Origin of the sequence: Oceanobacillus timonensis (genome assembly GCF_900166635.1) — a bacterium.
GTDB classification, from domain to species: Bacteria; Bacillota; Bacilli; order Bacillales; family Amphibacillaceae; genus Oceanobacillus; species Oceanobacillus timonensis.
Map to the genome: position 1 here is coordinate 1,103,054 of NZ_LT800497.1, position 16,150 is coordinate 1,119,203.

Genomic DNA, 16,150 nt, shown 5'->3' on the forward strand with positions numbered 1-16,150 from the left:
CTTCCTGTTACTATTCCCTTTTGATTACAATCATACACCATTATTGGAATGGAGGATAAAATTTTAATGATTAAAAAGGGAAATATCAAAATCAATAATTGCCAAACCAAGCGTGATAAGCAGCGGTTGCTAAGAAAGAACACTGCGCTTTCCGCAGGCTTGAGCTCCGCCTCCGCTCGCTAGTTGTAAAAATCATATCTAAATATATATTTCAACCATTGATTTTGAGGGGAGAGCTGTAAAAAGGACTGTCAGAATAAGAATTAACCATTTTATCTTATCTGAAAATTTCAATCCTTTTGAAGTTGTTCTTATTTCTTGCTATAATGACTAACATATAGTACGAGGTACTAATTAGAGGAGGAATAGCATGGAAAGATCAGATTTAATTGCACCAGATCGATATAATATTACTTCAGAATTTGAAAAATATGCGGCGGATGAAGGAAGAAAAGCAGTTATTTTAGAAGATCAAAATGGAAATACGAAAGAAATCACGTATACCAACTTGATGAAGAATGCCAATAAAATCGGTAACATCCTGTTAGAACACGGTTTGAAACGCGGCGATAAAATCATGGTTATGCTGCCGCGCTGTATAGAGACGTATGAAATATATATTGCGGCCTTAAAAACGGGAATGATAGTTACGCCAAGCTCCGAAATGCTGCGGACGAAAGATTTGCAATTCCGTATCTCGCATGCGGAAGTGGATGCGGTGATAGCAACGGAAGCGTATGTTGATGAATTTAAAGACGTGGTGGAGTATGAAGAACTTACCAAATTTAGTGTGGGAGAAGAGGTGAAAGACTGGATATCCATTGATAAAGAGAAAGCACAGGCATCTGATCAATTGGAGGCGGTAGAAACCTCCAGAGATGATATTGCGTTTTTATCGTATACATCCGGAACAACAGGCAATCCCAAGGCAGTTATTCACACGCATGGCTGGGGCTTTGCGCATATGTCCACAGCTCCACGCTATTGGCTCAGTATTCAAGATAAAGATACCGTTTGGGCAACAGCTGCACCAGGCTGGCAAAAATGGGTGTGGAGTCCATTTTTATCGATCATGGGGACCGGCGCAACGGCATTTGTTTATGCTGGACGATTTGATGCAGCTAAATACTTGGAACTCTTGCAGAAACATCAGGTGAATGTGTTGTGCTGTACGCCGACAGAGTACCGTTTAATGGCAAAGCTTCCGAATTTAAGTGATTATAATTTGAGTGCATTGCACAGTACGGTTTCTGCCGGAGAACCTTTGAATCGGGAAGTTATTGATAAGTTCCAAGAGCATTTTAATGTAACCGTCAGAGATGGCTATGGTCAGACAGAAAGTACATTGCTGCTCGGATTCTTAAAAGGAATGGAAGTACGCCCGGGATCAATGGGAAAACCGACTCCTGGAAATGAAGTTGTCATCATTGATGAAGACGGGGAACTGACAAAAACCGGCGAAGTAGGAGATATCGCAATTCCGCTTAATACAGCTGCTTTATATAAAGGTTACTATAAAGATGAAGAAAAAACGAAAAGAAAACAACGCGGTGATTACTACATTACTGGAGACCAGGCAAGTATGGATGAAGACGGCTATTTCTGGTTTGAGGGACGAAGTGATGATATTATTATCAGTTCCGGCTATACGATTGGGCCGTTTGAAGTGGAAGACACGCTTGTCAAACATCCGGATGTGAAAGAATGTGCGGTCGTTGCCAGCCCGGATCCGGTAAGAGGAAATGTTGTCAAAGCATTTGTTATCTTACAAGATAATATTATCGGTAATGATGACGTGGTTGATATGCTGCAGCGTTATGTGAAGGACGAGATTGCGCCATACAAATACCCGCGGAAAATAGAGTTTGTTTCCGAATTGCCGAAAACAACCTCTGGAAAAATACGCCGTGTGGAGTTAAGACAGAAAGAATATAATAACCAATACATGTAAGTGAGGGTCCTGGAATGAAGGTAATTGACACACATTGTGATGCGTTATTAAAGCTGCAGACAGCACGTCTGCAGGATAAAAATTTAGATTTTCGGAATGCGCCGGAGATAGAGACCAATTTGCAGCGGTTGAAAGCGGGAAATGTGAAAGTACAGTTTTTTGCGATTTTCGTCAATCCGGAAGAAATTGCTGCAACAGATCAATGGAAACATGCACAGGAACAGGCTGCAATCTTTCACGAAGAAATCATTGCTAAAAATGAACAAGTCATATTTATTCAGGACTGGAAGGATATCCACACGTTGGCTCCGGATGAAATTGGTGCTGTACTGACGTTAGAAGGAGCTGAAGCCATCGGCAATGATATAGAAAAGCTCCGTACCCTTTATCAGATGGGCGTGAAGTCGTTTGGGCTGACATGGAATCCTGCCAATCTATGTGCGGATGGTGCAGAGGAGCCTCGGGGAGCAGGCCTTACCCGGCTAGGGAAAGAAGTTGTCCGGCTAAATAACGCCAATCGCGTGTTGACAGATGTATCCCATCTTTCCGTAAAAGCATTCTGGGATGTGATAGAGCTTGCAAAATACCCTGTTGCATCGCATTCAAATGTCCGGGCAATCTGTGATCATCCAAGGAACTTATATGATGATCAGCTGCAAGCATTGATTGCTAAAAATGCACCTATTCACTTGGCGCTTTATCCTGTGTTCTTGAAAAAAGATGCAATCACTGCAACGGTTGCCGACCTTTGTAAGCATATTGATCATATTTGTGCTTTGGGCGGTGAAAAGCATATTGGCTTTGGATCAGATTTCGATGGAATAAATTATTATATGGATCATGTTACTAATGCGTCGGGCTATGATTATTTATTGAATGAATTACAAAAGCATTATTCTGAGGAGCAGGTAAGAGGCTTTGCTTATCAAAATGTTATGAATTTGCTTCCGGATTGAGACACTCCATATGAAACAAAAGAGGCGGAATACGTATGCTGTATTCCGCCTCTTTACCTGCATTTTAAAATTTCTGCCCATAATACTTATCCAGGGAGAAACCTCTTCCAAGAATCTCGGAAGCACTGATAAAAATAGTGAAAGCTTCCGGGGTTTCTTCCTGCAGTAATTTCTTCAGCTTCACAGCTTCTGTTTGTTCTGCCACAACCAATATCATGGTTTTATCCATTTTGGTATAGCCGCCGACAGACCGGATTTTAGTAAGCCCTCGGTCAATACCTGTCTGGATAAGCTCTTGCACTTTTTCTTCCTCGTCCGTGATAATCATCACCAATTTCGTTGCAGATGTCCGTAATTGAACAATATCTATCGCTTTACCGCTGATATAGATGGCCATTAATGCAAATAGCGTCAGTTCGAAACTGAATACAAAAATGGAAGTAATCACCACGAGTCCATCTACCATAAATTGCGAATAACCGCTGGAAATACCGGTGAATTTCTTCACAATTTGGGCAATCGCTGCTGTGCCGCCAGTAGATCCGCTTCCTTTGTAAACAATTCCTAAACCTGCTCCTAAAATAAGCCCACCGTAAAGGGCGCTTAGGAACGGATTAGTCACTGTAATCGGAATATCAGCCGATAGAAAAATAACAAATGGAACCCAAAATGTCCCAAGCAGTGTTTTAATACTGAAATCCTTTCCTAAAGTGATCCATCCGATAATAAAAATAGGAATATTAATGACAAATTGGCTGAGTGCCGGATTGATCGTATATAATTCATACAAAATGGTACTTACTCCGGATAGACCGCCAGCAGCTAATCGTGCTGGCAGGAAGAAAATATTATAGGTCAATCCAACAATGGTTGCCCCTATAATAATATAGGCATATTCTTTCCATGCATTCGACTGTTTTGTGTTAACCATGTATGATGTTCCTTTCCCGACAATGATAATAAAACCTATATTAATGTATCACTGTTAGGAACAAGAGTAAACAGCACACCTTTAAAGCGATAAAGCAACCGGATTTGTTTCTGTCAATGGCTTTATAATACGCTGAACAAATTTTTCAAGCAAAGCTGGAAGCAGCGAACCAACCAGTGGGGCGCTCATTTTTCCGGTCAGCCCTTTTAATTCAAGTTCTACTAAACAGGTCAGCTTGGAGGAACGGGAAGAAAGGCATGAAAGTTCAAAACAGCCGCTTCCTAAACAACGATTTTCCGAATCATGAAATCGGAATTGAACGGTTGACGGAGATACGATTTCTGTCATTGTGACATAGAGCTTTAGATGCTTCGTAATCGTCCCTGCCTTTCCTTGAAGTTCCCAAATGGAGTCCATTGGGGAAACGTTCTTATGTGTCTGATAACCGGGAACCTGCTTCGCCCAATTGGACCAATCTTCTAAATAACGCCACACATCGGATTGGGACAGGTTCATGTTCAAGCTGTAATCTGCTTTTAACATCAAAAGTTCCTCCTTCTTAAACACGTACTTTGAGCTTTTTTAAATCACTTGCTATACATATGTACGGTTTTTAGTACTTATGCTAAAATTTTTGGAACTACGCGTATAGTTTATCTGGTTTTGCAAAAGATAAAAGCAAGCAAGTGCACTACTTGCTTTTGAATAAAAGAGGAGGGTCTCTGGTGGCTGACAAACGAAGAAATGCGTTGTTAGTACCGCAAGCAGAACGTGCAGTGAATCAGATGAAAGAGGAAATCGCTGGGGAAATGCATGTGAATTTAGGAGCTGACACCACGGCCCGTGAAAACGGAGCAGTCGGCGGTGAAATGGTTAAACGAATGATCCGGATGGCTGAGGGCAGCATTACGGATCCGAAAAAATAGCCTGGCTCACAGCTTGAAAAAATACCCGCTCTAATGTTCTAAATAGAAAATCCTGTAGAGAGAATATCCTTCTTTCTACAGGGTTTTCTTGTTTTTTTAAGTGAAGCAGCCATAAAATAACTCCGGATTATTATCAGAATTGCAGAATCTTGTGATAAAATGTGTGGAAAGGGAGGAAATAGAATGAAACGTATCCAATTAGGTAATAGTACATTGTCTGTTCCCATTATTTCTTTAGGGTGTATGGTCATGCAGCAAAGTTCAAAGGAAGATGCGAATAAAGTGATTCATAATGCGTTAGAGCATGAAGTTGATTTTTTTGACCATGCGGATATTTATGGAAAAGGAGAATCGGAATCGGTATTTGCAGATGCCATTGATTTGACTCCTTCTATGCGTGAAAAAATGATTATTCAGTCAAAAGCAGGGATTCGTAATGGATTTTATGATTCTTCCAAAGAATATTTAATTGCATCGGTTGAAAATAGTCTGAAGCGATTGAAGACAGATTATTTGGATGTATTTCTGATTCACCGTCCGGACGCTTTGATGGATCCCGAAGAAGTGGCAGAAGCATTTTCAGAGTTAGAAAAAAGCGGGAAAGTCCGGCATTTCGGAGTGAGTAATTTCCGGCCGCGTCAGATTGAATTACTGAAAAAATACGTAGAGCAGGATTTGGTAGCCAACCAATTACAGTTAAGCGTCACCAATTCCGGGATGATAGATCAGGGATTATATGCTAATACATCTTTTGATCAGGCAATGGATTTGGACGGCGGGGTCATTGATTATAGTCAGATAACCAATATGACCATTCAAGCCTGGTCACCACTTCGTTATGGTTTCTTCGGTGGATTTATTATGGATCGGGACGCTTATCCAGAATTAAACAAAGCCTTGGACAAGCTAGGAGAGAAATACGGTGTCGCACGTGAAACCATTGCTATAGCATGGATTTTACGTCATCCTGCTAATATTCAGACCGTTATCGGGACCATGACTCCGAAACGTCTGTCAGAAATGGTGAAGGCAGCAGATATTACGTTGACGAGAGAAGAGTGGTATCAGTTGTGGCAGGCTGCAGGTAATAAATTATTATAGAAGCTGAACAAATAGCAGCTATTTTCGTATAAAAAATATACGATTTCAAACGTTAGCGTATGATAAAGGAATCCCGTTCATACACAAAAATCAGACCGGAGAGTACTCTCCGGTCTGATTTTTAAGGATTAATGTTTTACTGTGCTTTCTGTTTCAATATTTTGCATCCAATTAAATGGATCTTCAATATGGCCGTACTGGATACCAGTGATTGTATCGTACAGCTTTTTCGAAATTTCGCCGGTCTGACCGTCATTGATAAACAATTGCTTATCGCCCCATTTTAATTCTCCGATTGGGGAGATAACTGCAGCTGTACCGGAACCGAATGCTTCTTCCACTTCTCCATTTAGATAGGCTTCATACAATTCTTCCATCGAGATACGTTTTTCAACGACTGGAATGTCCCAGTAATGTAATAATTCGATAACACTGGAACGGGTGATTCCAGAAAGAATGCTGCCATTCAGTTTTGGTGTAACCACCTCACCGTTGATTTTGAAGAAAACATTCATACTTCCAACTTCTTCAATATACTTTTTCTCAATGCCGTCTAACCAAAGAACTTGTGTATAGCCGGTTTTTGCAACCAGTTCTTGTGCTTTTAAGCTGGCTGCATAGTTGCCGCCTGTTTTCGCTTCTCCCATGCCGCCTTTTACCGTCCGGACAAATTCATTTTCCACTGCAATTTTAACCGGATTAATTCCTTCTTTATAATAAGCGCCTACCGGTGATAAAATCACTAAAAACTTATAGCTTACGGAAGCAGATACGCCAATATAAGGTTCTGTAGAAATAATAAAAGGGCGAATATATAACGATGTACCCTCTGTGTGCGGTACCCAATCACGATCAATTGAAACCAGTTGTTTAATTGCTTTTAAAGCAAATTCTTCGTCAATCGGAGGGATACATAAACGATCGTTCGAATTGTTTAAACGTGCCATGTTTTTCTCTGGACGAAATAGTTCAATGTTTCCATTATCTGTACGATAGGCTTTTAACCCTTCGAAAACAGACTGTGCATAGTGGAATACCATTGCAGAAGGTTCAATTTGTAGTGGTTGATATGGTACAATGCTCGCATTATGCCACCCGAAAGGTTCGGAATAATCCATCACAAACATATGGTCTGTGAAAATTTTCCCGAAAGTTAATTGATCATCCTGTGGCTTTTCTTTTCTTGTCTCACATCGTTGTACGCGAATAGTTTGATCTTCCATATCAAAAGTCTCCTTGCCATTGATTAAATTTCTATTTATCATAAGACATATGAAAGATTTTATCAAGACTAAATTTTAAATTAATTTATTAAATGCTGAAAACAGGACAAATAAAATAGGGAAAAGAGGGCAAAAAAAATGAAGAAAATGGTATTTTTCGATTTAGATGATACGTTGTTATGGGATAAAAAAAGCGTACAGCATGCATTTGATTTCACATGTCAGCTTGCGGAGAAGGAAGCAGGGATTGATCCGAAAAAATTAGAAGAAAATGTCCGACAGCGAGCAAGAAAATTGTATGCTTCCTATCCGACCTATCCTTTCACACAAAAAATCGGAATTAATCCCTTTGAGGGATTATGGGCCACCTTTGAGAATGATCCCGGGGAAGGATTCGCAAAGCTTCGTGAAATTGCTCCGGAATATCAGAAAACAACTTGGCAGGAGGGGTTAAAAGATACCGGTATGGATGATCCAGAACTAGCTAAGCAGCTTGCACAGGCTTTTCGTGATTACCGAATCAAAAGTCCTTTTTTATTTGCAGATGCAATCGCTGTTCTTGCTGAGCTTAAGAAGAATTATCGTCTTGCCTTGATAACCAATGGTTCTCCAAGCCTGCAGCAACTTAAATTACAAATCTCTCCGGAATTAGCGCCTTATTTTGAGGAAATATTTATTTCTGGAGATATCGGAACAGGAAAGCCGGATCCGGAAATATTTCATTATTGTCTGCAAAAGCTGGAAATTCATCCCGAAGATGCAGTAATGGTCGGGGATAATTTGCATACAGATATAATCGGAGCGAACCGGACAGGGATTGATTCGGTCTGGTTAAATCGGTTTGAAACAGAAAAAGACCCTGCCATTGAACCGCGTTATGAAATAAAATCATTGGAAGAATTAAAAGATATTCTGTAAGCGTCAATTGGCAATGAAGCGGAGGCCTTTTTAGTACCAGTTCCGGTATAGCCCATTACATACAAAAACCGTTTGAACATTGCATCCAGCTTTGTTCAAACGGTTTTTCAATTCGTCTTTATAAATCAATCGCAATGACAGATTGAATCTCATCCAATAATGCGATTTCTTCCAGTGCTTTGTCTTCTAAATGGCGGTCAATGGTCAGAAGCATAATGGCATTTCCGCCTACATCAGAACGGTCTACCTGCATGGTTGCAATGTTAATCTGGTGTTCTGCAAACGCACTTCCCATCCGGCCGATAACACCAGGCTGGTCATTATGCCGGATGACAACCATATGTCCTTCTGGTGTAGCATCAACCTGATAGCCATCGATGCGAACAAGGCGTGCTCCAAGACCGTTTAATAACGTTCCGGAAACTTTCCTATTTCCCGAAGGTCCGTTCACTTCAATCGTCATCAAGTTAGTAAATCCTTTTTGGGAGGCCGTTTTGCTCTCGCTAACTGTAATTCCTTTACGGTCGGCCAAGTACAAGGCGTTTACATCATTGACACGACTGCCCAGGAAACGCTTCAAAATTCCTTTGACAGCATTGCGGGTGACCGGTCCTGTTTCGATATCGCTTAATTCACCTGAGAACGTGATGCGGATATCTTGAATCACTTCATTTGCTAAATCGATAATAAAAGTACCCAGCTTCTCCGCTAGATAAAAATAGGGTTCGATTTGATGCATGGCTTCGCTTGGAATGGAAGGCATATTTACCGGATGGCGTACGGCTTTTCCTTCCAAAAAGCGGATGACATCATGGCTGACATCAACTGCCACAATTTCCTGCGCTTCTACCGTACTTGCTCCTAAATGCGGTGTTGCAACAACTTCCGGCAAGGTTAGTAATTTATGGTCGGTAAAAGGTTCCTGTTCAAATACATCCAATGCTGCACCAGCAACTTTTCCGGAAAGAATGGCATCATATAAAGCATCCTCATCAATAATACCTCCACGGGCACAGTTCACAATTTGCACGCCCTCTTTCATTAATTCGAAAGCTTCTGCGTTAATTAAATGTGTTGTTTCTTTTAATAAAGGCGTGTGGACAGTAATGAAATCACCAGCTTGCAGGACTTCTTCCAGCGTACCGCGTTTTATCCCCATCTGCTCTGCTTTTTCATCCGTTAAAAAGGGGTCATATGCAATCACATTCATTCGCTGTCCTTTGGCCCGTGTTGCTACCTCTGCACCAATTCTTCCAAATCCGACAATACCCAATGTTTTCTGTTTTAATTCCGTACCGACAAAGCGCTTGCGGTCCCACTTCTTTTGTTTTAGAGAATGAAAAGCTTGCGGAATATTTCTGGACAAGGACATTACCATGGCAATAGTGTGCTCCGCAGCAGAATTGGTATTTCCGTTTGGAGCGTTCACCACGATAATGCCGTTTTCCGTCGCTGCATCCAAATCAATATTGTCTACCCCGACGCCTGCACGTCCGACAATTTTCAAACGGGATGCTTTTTCCAATAAAGAGCGTGTGACTTGGGTCTGGCTGCGGACTAATAAAGCGTCAAATTGCTCAATGTTTTCCATGAGTTCTGCTTCATCCCAACCTGGATTATTGGTGATTTCCATATTGCCGGCTTCTTCTAATGGCTTAATTCCTTCAATACTTAATGGATCACTGATTAATACACGATATGTCATGAGTTACTTTTCCTCCTGTTGCAAATAAATTTCTTGTGCAGCTTGAACACCTTTGCCAAGTTGTATGTCTTTTCCAATTTTCATAAGTCCAATTTCGATTAAACTGATGGTTTGCAGTACATCAGCTGGAGAGCAATATCCCATATGCCCGATGCGGAAAACCGAACCTTTCATATGCTGCTGTCCGCCGGCTAATGTCAGATTGAACTGCTCTTTAACAACGGAACGTAACGCCTCTGCGTCAAAATCAGTTGGATGAACAGCTGTTACAGTTGGCGAAGCATCTTCTTCTGTTGTTAATAAAGGAATATCCAAGGCTTTAAACGCTGCTCTTGTCATGTCACGCATCAAAATATGGCGACGGTTGACGTTATCCAGACCTTCTTCTTCCAATAAATCCAAAACCTGCTCCAGGCCAAACAGCAAGGAAAGAGCCGGCGTATAAGGGGTGGATAATTTTTCTAAGTTCTTCCGGTAAACACGCATATCTAAATAAAAACGTGGCTGCGGATTATTTTCAATCACTTTCCAGGCACGCTCACTAGCCGCAATAAACATTAATCCCGCCGGCAGCATAAATGCTTTTTGCGAACCTGTCACATATATATCCACGCCCCATTTGTCCATATTCGCTTCTACGCCGCCAAGACAGGATACACCGTCTACAATGAAAAGGGCGTCCGAGTGTGCATGTACAGTTTCCGCTAATGTTTTGATGGGGTTTAATACACCGGTGGACGTTTCACAATATGTAGCAAAAACAACTTTGATTTCCGGATGAGCTTGTAAATAATCTTGGACATCTTGCGGGTTAACAGCATCTCCCCACGTAACATCTATGCGGTGCAATTTTAATTGAAACGCTTCACATATTTTAGCAAAACGGTCACCGAATGCGCCGCTGACAATAACCAGAACATCATCGCCTGGATGTGCTGCATTACTGACAGCCATCTCTAAACCTGCTGTCCCGCTCCCGGCTACAGGAATAACATCCTGTTCTGTGCCAAATACGGACTTTAACTTTGGCAGAATTCGTTCCAGTAATTCTTTCGTCTCTTTTCCGCGATGACCTATCATTGTCTGGTTCATTGCGCGCCCGACACTGGGCGGAATAGGACTCGGACCGGGTATTCTTAAAATGTGCTGATCTTTTAGCATGGTTGGAAGCTCCTTTTAGATGAAATATTATAAAAAAATACCTGGATGGCATTATTTCATAGAATCATTACTTTTCATAAAAATGAATGTATCCCCTTATCATAAAACGAAATGGTATGGAATAAAAATGATTCAATCCATTAACAAACAATAATTTGTTTTTTATGTGATTTCAGGGATTTACGTTTCTTAAAAGCGGATGTTTGATAATTGTTATATAATAACATACGGATATTTTAACATAAACCGATTAAAAAATGGAGATTCATATGAAAAGTATTTCTTACCAATATAGCAACATCAAATGTAATGTCAATATAAAGATGCTTATTAAATCTGAATAATAAATCAAAGAATATCCGATAGTAGCTGTCGAATCTTGATACAATGGAATTGATTACAGGGAAATTCGCGATTTTTGACATATTTAAAAAAATAAAAACAATAAATAAATTGAACTATGCGAATATTATACCTATAATAGTCGAAAAGGAAGGTGTAAAAAATGGGGAAAGATTTAAGAACAAAGAGTAAAGCTTTTGATGGCACGATGCGTGCTCCAAACCGGGCTATGCTGCGTGCAGTCGGTGTTACCGATGAAGATTTTAAAAAGCCGATGGTCGGTGTGGCCAGTACATGGGCGGAGGTAACGCCGTGTAATATACATCTGAATGATTTAGCGTTAGTTGCGAAAAAAGGTGTACGGAAAGTGGACGGTGTACCGTTAATTTTTAACACGATTACGGTGTCAGACGGCATTTCCATGGGTACGCAAGGAATGCGCTACTCTCTACCAAGTAGAGATTTGATTGCTGATTCTATTGAATCCGTTGTCGGTGCAGAGAACTTGGACGGGCTTGTTGCAATCGGTGCTTGTGATAAAAATATTCCTGGCTGTATGATTGCCATCGCTAATGCCGAAGTTCCATCCATCTTTGTATATGGCGGCACGATTGCACCAGGAAATCTTGACGGAAAAGATATTGATCTTGTTTCCGTATTTGAAGGTGTTGGACAGAATAATGCCGGGAAAATTGATGATAAGCAATTGAACCGCATTGAATGTCATGCCTGTCCAGGTGCAGGAGCATGCGGCGGCATGTATACGGCAAATACGATGGCCTCTGCAGCAGAAGCAATGGGCTTGAGTTTACCGGGAAGTGCTTCGAATCCGGCAGAATCACAGGAGAAACTGAAGGATGTGGAAGCAGCCGGAGAAGCAATGAAAACATTATTGGAAAAAGGTATTTATCCAAAAGATATTATGACAAAAGAAGCCTTTGAAAATGCAATTACTGTTGTAATGGCGCTTGGCGGTTCTACAAATGCGATTCTGCACTTGTTGGCAGTCGCTCATGCAGCAGAGGTAGACTTGACTATTGATGACTTTAACCGTCTTCAGGCAAACGTACCGCATTTGGCTGACTTAAAGCCGAGCGGCCAGTTCGTTTTTCAGGATCTTCATAATGTTGGCGGTGTGCAAGCAGTTATGAAGCTGCTTTATGAAAATGGCTACCTGCATGGTGACTGTTTGACCGTAACCGGAAAAACGATCAAAGAGAATTTAGAAGATGCTCCGTCATTAAAAGAAGGGCAGAAGGTAATCATGCCTTTAGACGAACCGAAAAGAGAAGACGGACCGTTGATCGTTTTAAAAGGGAATCTTTCCCCAACAGGTGCAGTGGCAAAAGTTTCCGGCGTGAAAGTAACCAGACATACCGGGCCGGCACGTGTATTTGATACCGAAGCAGAAGCAACCAAAGCCGTGATGAATAATGACATCAAAGACGGCGATGTACTTATTATCCGTTATGTAGGACCTAAAGGCGCACCAGGAATGCCGGAAATGCTTTCTATTTCTAGTATTCTGGTAGGTAAAGGAATGGGAGAATCCGTAGCGCTGCTGACAGATGGACGCTTTTCCGGCGGTACCCACGGATTGGTAGTAGGACATATCTCGCCAGAAGCACAATCCGGCGGGCCTATTGCACTTCTTGAGGAAGGGGATAGTGTCACCATTGATTCATCTACGAAAGAAATCTTTGTGGACCTTTCTGATGAAGAACTGGACAAGCGCCTTCAAGCTTGGAGCGCACCAGAATTGTATAAAAAAGGTATTCTGGGCAAATACGCACATAACGTAAAATGCTCCTCCAAAGGTGCTGTAACAGATTACTTGAACCGTGACTAAAAGTATACTAAATATATCAAAAGCCTCCATCAGGAAACATTCTCCCTGATGGAGGCTTTTCTTTTTAAAAATATATTTGGGATAGTCATTTCCAAATTCAACCAAATAAGATAGGACGCTTCTTGAGTTATCAAATGGAAACAAAGTTTGTAATCTAATTTTAATAAAAAAATGGATTATGGTGCACAACAGTGATGTAAACGCATACATAAAATCAGACTAAATAGAATTATTAAAAAAATTACAAAATACTATTGACTATCATACGGAAACAAGATATGATTGTTCGCAATATAAGATATTTATTCACACAAAAACTTTTAAATTAAAATAATACGTTGACGGGAAAAAAGGAAAAGACGAATAGCTCTTACAGAGATCCGGGGTTGCTGGAAGCCCGGAATTGCTACTTTTTCCGACATCATCCCTGAGTGTCACATGGAAAGGAAGATTCCAATTATATGTGACCGGGTGCATAGAAGACTATGTACCTGTTATCAAATATAGCTCTTGCAGCTATGGAGGCAAAGTTTGAGAGAACTTTGTAAAACTGGGTGGTACCGTGAAAAGCAGATCCTTTTCGCCCCATACATGATGAGAAAGCATGTACATGGGGCGAAAAGGGTCTTTTTTTGTATAAACCAAATGATGAAACAGATTCACACGGCATGATGAAAAAATAATTTGTTTAGTTGGAAGGTTCAGTTTTTTCGCAAATAAAGAAATATAATATACTTTTATTTGTATACGTACAAGAAGACATCCACCCGAAAGATTCCTATTATGTAACATTTTCCAAAGACAAAGGAGGGGCATTGTTGTGAAAGTAAATGCAAATCAAGAAGTGGAAGTGAAGAATGATTTGGTCACAGGAGCTGATTTGTTAGTTCAGGCATTAGAAAAGGCAAGTGTTGAAGTTGTTTTTGGTTACCCGGGGGGAACTGTTTTACCGATTTATGATGCATTGCATCGAAACGATACCAATTTCAAGCATGTACTTTCGCGACATGAGCAAGGCTCCATACATGCGGCGGAAGGATATGCAAGAGTATCAGGAAAACCCGGCGTTGTTATCGCAACCTCAGGTCCGGGAGCAACGAACTTAATTACCGGAATTACCGATGCTATGATGGATTCACTTCCGCTGGTTGTATTCACCGGGCAGGTTGCGGAGCAGGTTATCGGAACAGACGCTTTTCAGGAAGCAGATGTAATGGGGATTACGACACCGATTACGAAGTATAATTATCAAATAAATGATATTGCGGACTTACCGAGAGTTGTTAATGAGGCATTTCATGTTGCAACAACAGGCAGACCCGGACCGGTCGTTATTGATATTCCGAAAAGTATTTCCGAAACCGTAACGATTAATGATTATGAAGATGACTTTTATTTACCAGGTTATCAGCCGACGGTTTATCCAAACCCGATGCAAATTTCTAAAGTAACAACAGAATTAAGTAAAGCAGAAAAGCCAGTTATCCTCGCTGGGGCAGGTATCCTGATTGCGGGGGCAACAGAAGAGTTAAAACAATTTGTTAATAATTGGGAGATCCCAGTTGTTACCACCTTACTTGGACTTGGAAGTTACCCTGGAAATGACAATTTAGCACTTGGTATGGGCGGGATGCATGGAACCTACGCAGCAAACAGAGCCATCTATGAAAGTGATTTGCTTATCAATATTGGAGCACGATTTGATGATCGGTTGACTGGGAACCTGCAGCATTTTGCTCCAAACGCAAAAGTAGCTCATATCGACATTGACCCGGCAGAAATTGGAAAGAACGTTGAAACAGCTATTCCGATTGTTGCAGATGCCAAACAAGCACTGTCGGTACTTCTGCAGCAGGAAGTAAACCGCGGAGATTATACAGCGTGGTTAGATAAAACCAAGAAAAATCAAAAAGAATATCCGTTATGGTATAACCGTGGTGATAATCCAATCAGTCCACAATGGCTCATTGAGCAAGTATATGAAAAGTCAAATGGAGAAGCCGTGGTGACAACAGATGTCGGGCAGCATCAGATGTGGGCAGCACAGTTCTACACTTTCAAAAATCCGAATAATTGGGTAACGTCCGGCGGGCTCGGTACAATGGGCTTTGGCTTCCCGGCTGCAATCGGTGCACAAATCGCGAAACCGGAGAAGATGGTTGTATCCATCGTTGGAGACGGCGGTTTTCAAATGACATTACAGGAACTTTCTATCTTGAAATCACAAAACTTGCCGGTAAAAGTGGTTATCCTGAACAATGAGGCACTTGGAATGGTGAGACAATGGCAGGAAACATTTTATGAGGAACGTTATTCGCACTCCTTATTTTCAGAAAACCCTGATTTTGTAAAGCTTGCAGAAAGTTATGGAATTAAAGGGATGCGCGTATCGGATGAAGAAAATGTTCCCGAAGCTCTGAATGAAGCTTTATCTCATGATGGTCCAGTTGTTATTGACTGTCGTGTTAACAGAGAGACTTGTGTCTATCCGATGATCGCACCTGGTAAAGGGATGCATGAAATGATTGGGGTGACAAAATGAAACGGATAATCATTGCCACGGTGCAAGACCGTGGCGGGGTGTTAAACAGAATTACCGGCATGCTGCACAAACGGCAGTTCAATATTGAAAGTATTTCAGTCGGCGCTTCGGACGTAAAAGGTATTTCCAAAATGACATTTGTTGTCGAAATTTCTGATAAACAGAAATTAGAGCAGTTAACGAAGCAGCTGAATAAACAAATTGATGTGATTAAAGTTTTGGATGTCACTGAAAAAGCAATTGTGACGAGAGAACTCGCTTTAGTAAAAGTAGTTGCAACGAACCAGACCAGAGCTGAGATTATGACATTAATATCTGCATTCCGTGCAGATGTGATTGATATCAGTAAAGAAAGCCTGATGATTCAGGTTACCGGGAAACCGGAAAAGGTCGATGCACTGATTGGGTTACTCAGACCATATGGCATTAAAGATTTAACAAAAACAGGATTAACAGCATTTCCAAGAGGTTATCAACCTGAACAAGGTTTTAATGAGCAAAACAATATTTCAGCTCATGGATAATAAAAAAAGACAAAGATAGAG

13 protein-coding genes are annotated in these 16,150 nt (G+C 41.0%); 8 read left to right on the forward strand and 5 right to left on the reverse strand.

All coding sequences use genetic code 11. The features are described 5' to 3' along the window. Nucleotides 1-370 precede the first annotated feature (370 nt). Together mbcS and B7E05_RS05390 are read left to right on the forward strand one after the other, a co-directional pair. A complete protein-coding gene (gene mbcS / locus B7E05_RS05385; RefSeq protein WP_080873111.1) occupies nt 371-1,951 on the forward strand; it encodes an acyl-CoA synthetase MbcS in 1,581 nt (526 codons plus the stop codon). Between the two features lie 14 nt (nt 1,952-1,965). Further along, nucleotides 1,966-2,907, forward strand: coding sequence for a dipeptidase (locus tag B7E05_RS05390; RefSeq protein WP_080873113.1), 942 nt, complete (start codon nt 1,966-1,968; stop codon nt 2,905-2,907). Nucleotides 2,908-2,971: 64 nt separating this feature from the next. On the opposite strand, the gene B7E05_RS05395 is transcribed toward B7E05_RS05390, so the two are convergent. Together B7E05_RS05395 and B7E05_RS05400 are read right to left on the reverse strand one after the other, a co-directional pair. Then, complete coding sequence (locus B7E05_RS05395) at nt 2,972-3,838, reverse strand: YitT family protein (protein ID WP_080873115.1); 867 nt, start codon at nt 3,836-3,838, stop codon at nt 2,972-2,974. An 81-nt stretch (nt 3,839-3,919) separates the two neighbouring features. Beyond that, nucleotides 3,920-4,381: an SRPBCC family protein gene (locus B7E05_RS05400; RefSeq protein WP_080873118.1), complete on the reverse strand. Its 462-nt coding sequence runs from the start codon at nt 4,379-4,381 to the stop codon at nt 3,920-3,922. Nucleotides 4,382-4,563: 182 nt separating this feature from the next. Here B7E05_RS05400 and B7E05_RS05405 point away from each other — a divergent pair, with 182 nt between their 5' ends. Both B7E05_RS05405 and B7E05_RS05410 read left to right on the forward strand, forming a co-directional pair. Beyond that, complete coding sequence (locus B7E05_RS05405; protein WP_080873120.1) at nt 4,564-4,764, forward strand: alpha/beta-type small acid-soluble spore protein; 201 nt, start codon at nt 4,564-4,566, stop codon at nt 4,762-4,764. Between the two features lie 183 nt (nt 4,765-4,947). Further along, a complete protein-coding gene (locus B7E05_RS05410) occupies nt 4,948-5,865 on the forward strand; it encodes an aldo/keto reductase (protein WP_080873122.1) in 918 nt (305 codons plus the stop codon). A 128-nt stretch (nt 5,866-5,993) separates the two neighbouring features. Here B7E05_RS05410 and B7E05_RS05415 read toward each other — a convergent pair whose 3' ends face one another. After that, complete coding sequence (locus B7E05_RS05415) at nt 5,994-7,088, reverse strand: branched-chain amino acid aminotransferase (RefSeq protein ID WP_080873124.1); 1,095 nt, start codon at nt 7,086-7,088, stop codon at nt 5,994-5,996. Between the two features lie 138 nt (nt 7,089-7,226). Between B7E05_RS05415 and B7E05_RS05420 the strand changes: the two genes are divergently transcribed. Next, nucleotides 7,227-8,006, forward strand: coding sequence for an HAD family hydrolase (locus tag B7E05_RS05420; RefSeq protein WP_080873126.1), 780 nt, complete (start codon nt 7,227-7,229; stop codon nt 8,004-8,006). Nucleotides 8,007-8,124: 118 nt separating this feature from the next. Here the strand turns inward: B7E05_RS05420 and serA are convergent, their stop codons facing one another. Together serA and B7E05_RS05430 are read right to left on the reverse strand one after the other, a co-directional pair. Then, a complete protein-coding gene (gene serA, locus B7E05_RS05425) occupies nt 8,125-9,711 on the reverse strand; it encodes a phosphoglycerate dehydrogenase (RefSeq protein WP_080873128.1) in 1,587 nt (528 codons plus the stop codon). Nucleotides 9,712-9,714: 3 nt separating this feature from the next. Beyond that, nucleotides 9,715-10,872: a pyridoxal-phosphate-dependent aminotransferase family protein gene (locus tag B7E05_RS05430; RefSeq protein ID WP_080873130.1), complete on the reverse strand. Its 1,158-nt coding sequence runs from the start codon at nt 10,870-10,872 to the stop codon at nt 9,715-9,717. 505 nt (nt 10,873-11,377) lie between these two features. Here B7E05_RS05430 and ilvD point away from each other — a divergent pair. The 3 genes from ilvD to ilvN all read left to right on the forward strand — a co-directional run bounded on the left by ilvD (nt 11,378) and on the right by ilvN (nt 16,129). Beyond that, nucleotides 11,378-13,063: a dihydroxy-acid dehydratase gene (gene ilvD, locus B7E05_RS05435; RefSeq protein ID WP_080873132.1), complete on the forward strand. Its 1,686-nt coding sequence runs from the start codon at nt 11,378-11,380 to the stop codon at nt 13,061-13,063. Nucleotides 13,064-13,883: 820 nt separating this feature from the next. Further along, nucleotides 13,884-15,605 (forward strand): biosynthetic-type acetolactate synthase large subunit, encoded by a 1,722-nt coding sequence (ilvB, locus tag B7E05_RS05440; RefSeq protein WP_080873134.1) that lies wholly within the window; start codon nt 13,884-13,886, stop codon nt 15,603-15,605. Continuing rightward, nucleotides 15,602-16,129, forward strand: coding sequence for an acetolactate synthase small subunit (gene ilvN / locus B7E05_RS05445; RefSeq protein WP_080873137.1), 528 nt, complete (start codon nt 15,602-15,604; stop codon nt 16,127-16,129). Before ilvB ends, ilvN begins: the two co-directional genes overlap by 4 nt. Nucleotides 16,130-16,150: the final 21 nt, after the last annotated feature.

Excerpts from the sequence above, each read along its gene's own strand:
- B7E05_RS05420 (WP_080873126.1), top strand. The coding sequence starts at position 7,227 with ATGAAGAAAATGGTATTTTTCGATTTAGATGATACGTTGTTATGGGAT.
- ilvD (WP_080873132.1), top strand. The coding sequence starts at position 11,378 with ATGGGGAAAGATTTAAGAACAAAGAGTAAAGCTTTTGATGGCACGATG.
- B7E05_RS05430 (WP_080873130.1), bottom strand. The coding sequence starts at position 10,872 with ATGCTAAAAGATCAGCACATTTTAAGAATACCCGGTCCGAGTCCTATT.
- mbcS (WP_080873111.1), top strand. The coding sequence starts at position 371 with ATGGAAAGATCAGATTTAATTGCACCAGATCGATATAATATTACTTCA.
- ilvN (WP_080873137.1), top strand. The coding sequence starts at position 15,602 with ATGAAACGGATAATCATTGCCACGGTGCAAGACCGTGGCGGGGTGTTA.
- serA (WP_080873128.1), bottom strand. The coding sequence starts at position 9,711 with ATGACATATCGTGTATTAATCAGTGATCCATTAAGTATTGAAGGAATT.
- B7E05_RS05395 (WP_080873115.1), bottom strand. The coding sequence starts at position 3,838 with ATGGTTAACACAAAACAGTCGAATGCATGGAAAGAATATGCCTATATT.
- B7E05_RS05390 (WP_080873113.1), top strand. The coding sequence starts at position 1,966 with ATGAAGGTAATTGACACACATTGTGATGCGTTATTAAAGCTGCAGACA.
- B7E05_RS05400 (WP_080873118.1), bottom strand. The coding sequence starts at position 4,381 with ATGTTAAAAGCAGATTACAGCTTGAACATGAACCTGTCCCAATCCGAT.
- B7E05_RS05410 (WP_080873122.1), top strand. The coding sequence starts at position 4,948 with ATGAAACGTATCCAATTAGGTAATAGTACATTGTCTGTTCCCATTATT.
- B7E05_RS05415 (WP_080873124.1), bottom strand. The coding sequence starts at position 7,088 with ATGGAAGATCAAACTATTCGCGTACAACGATGTGAGACAAGAAAAGAA.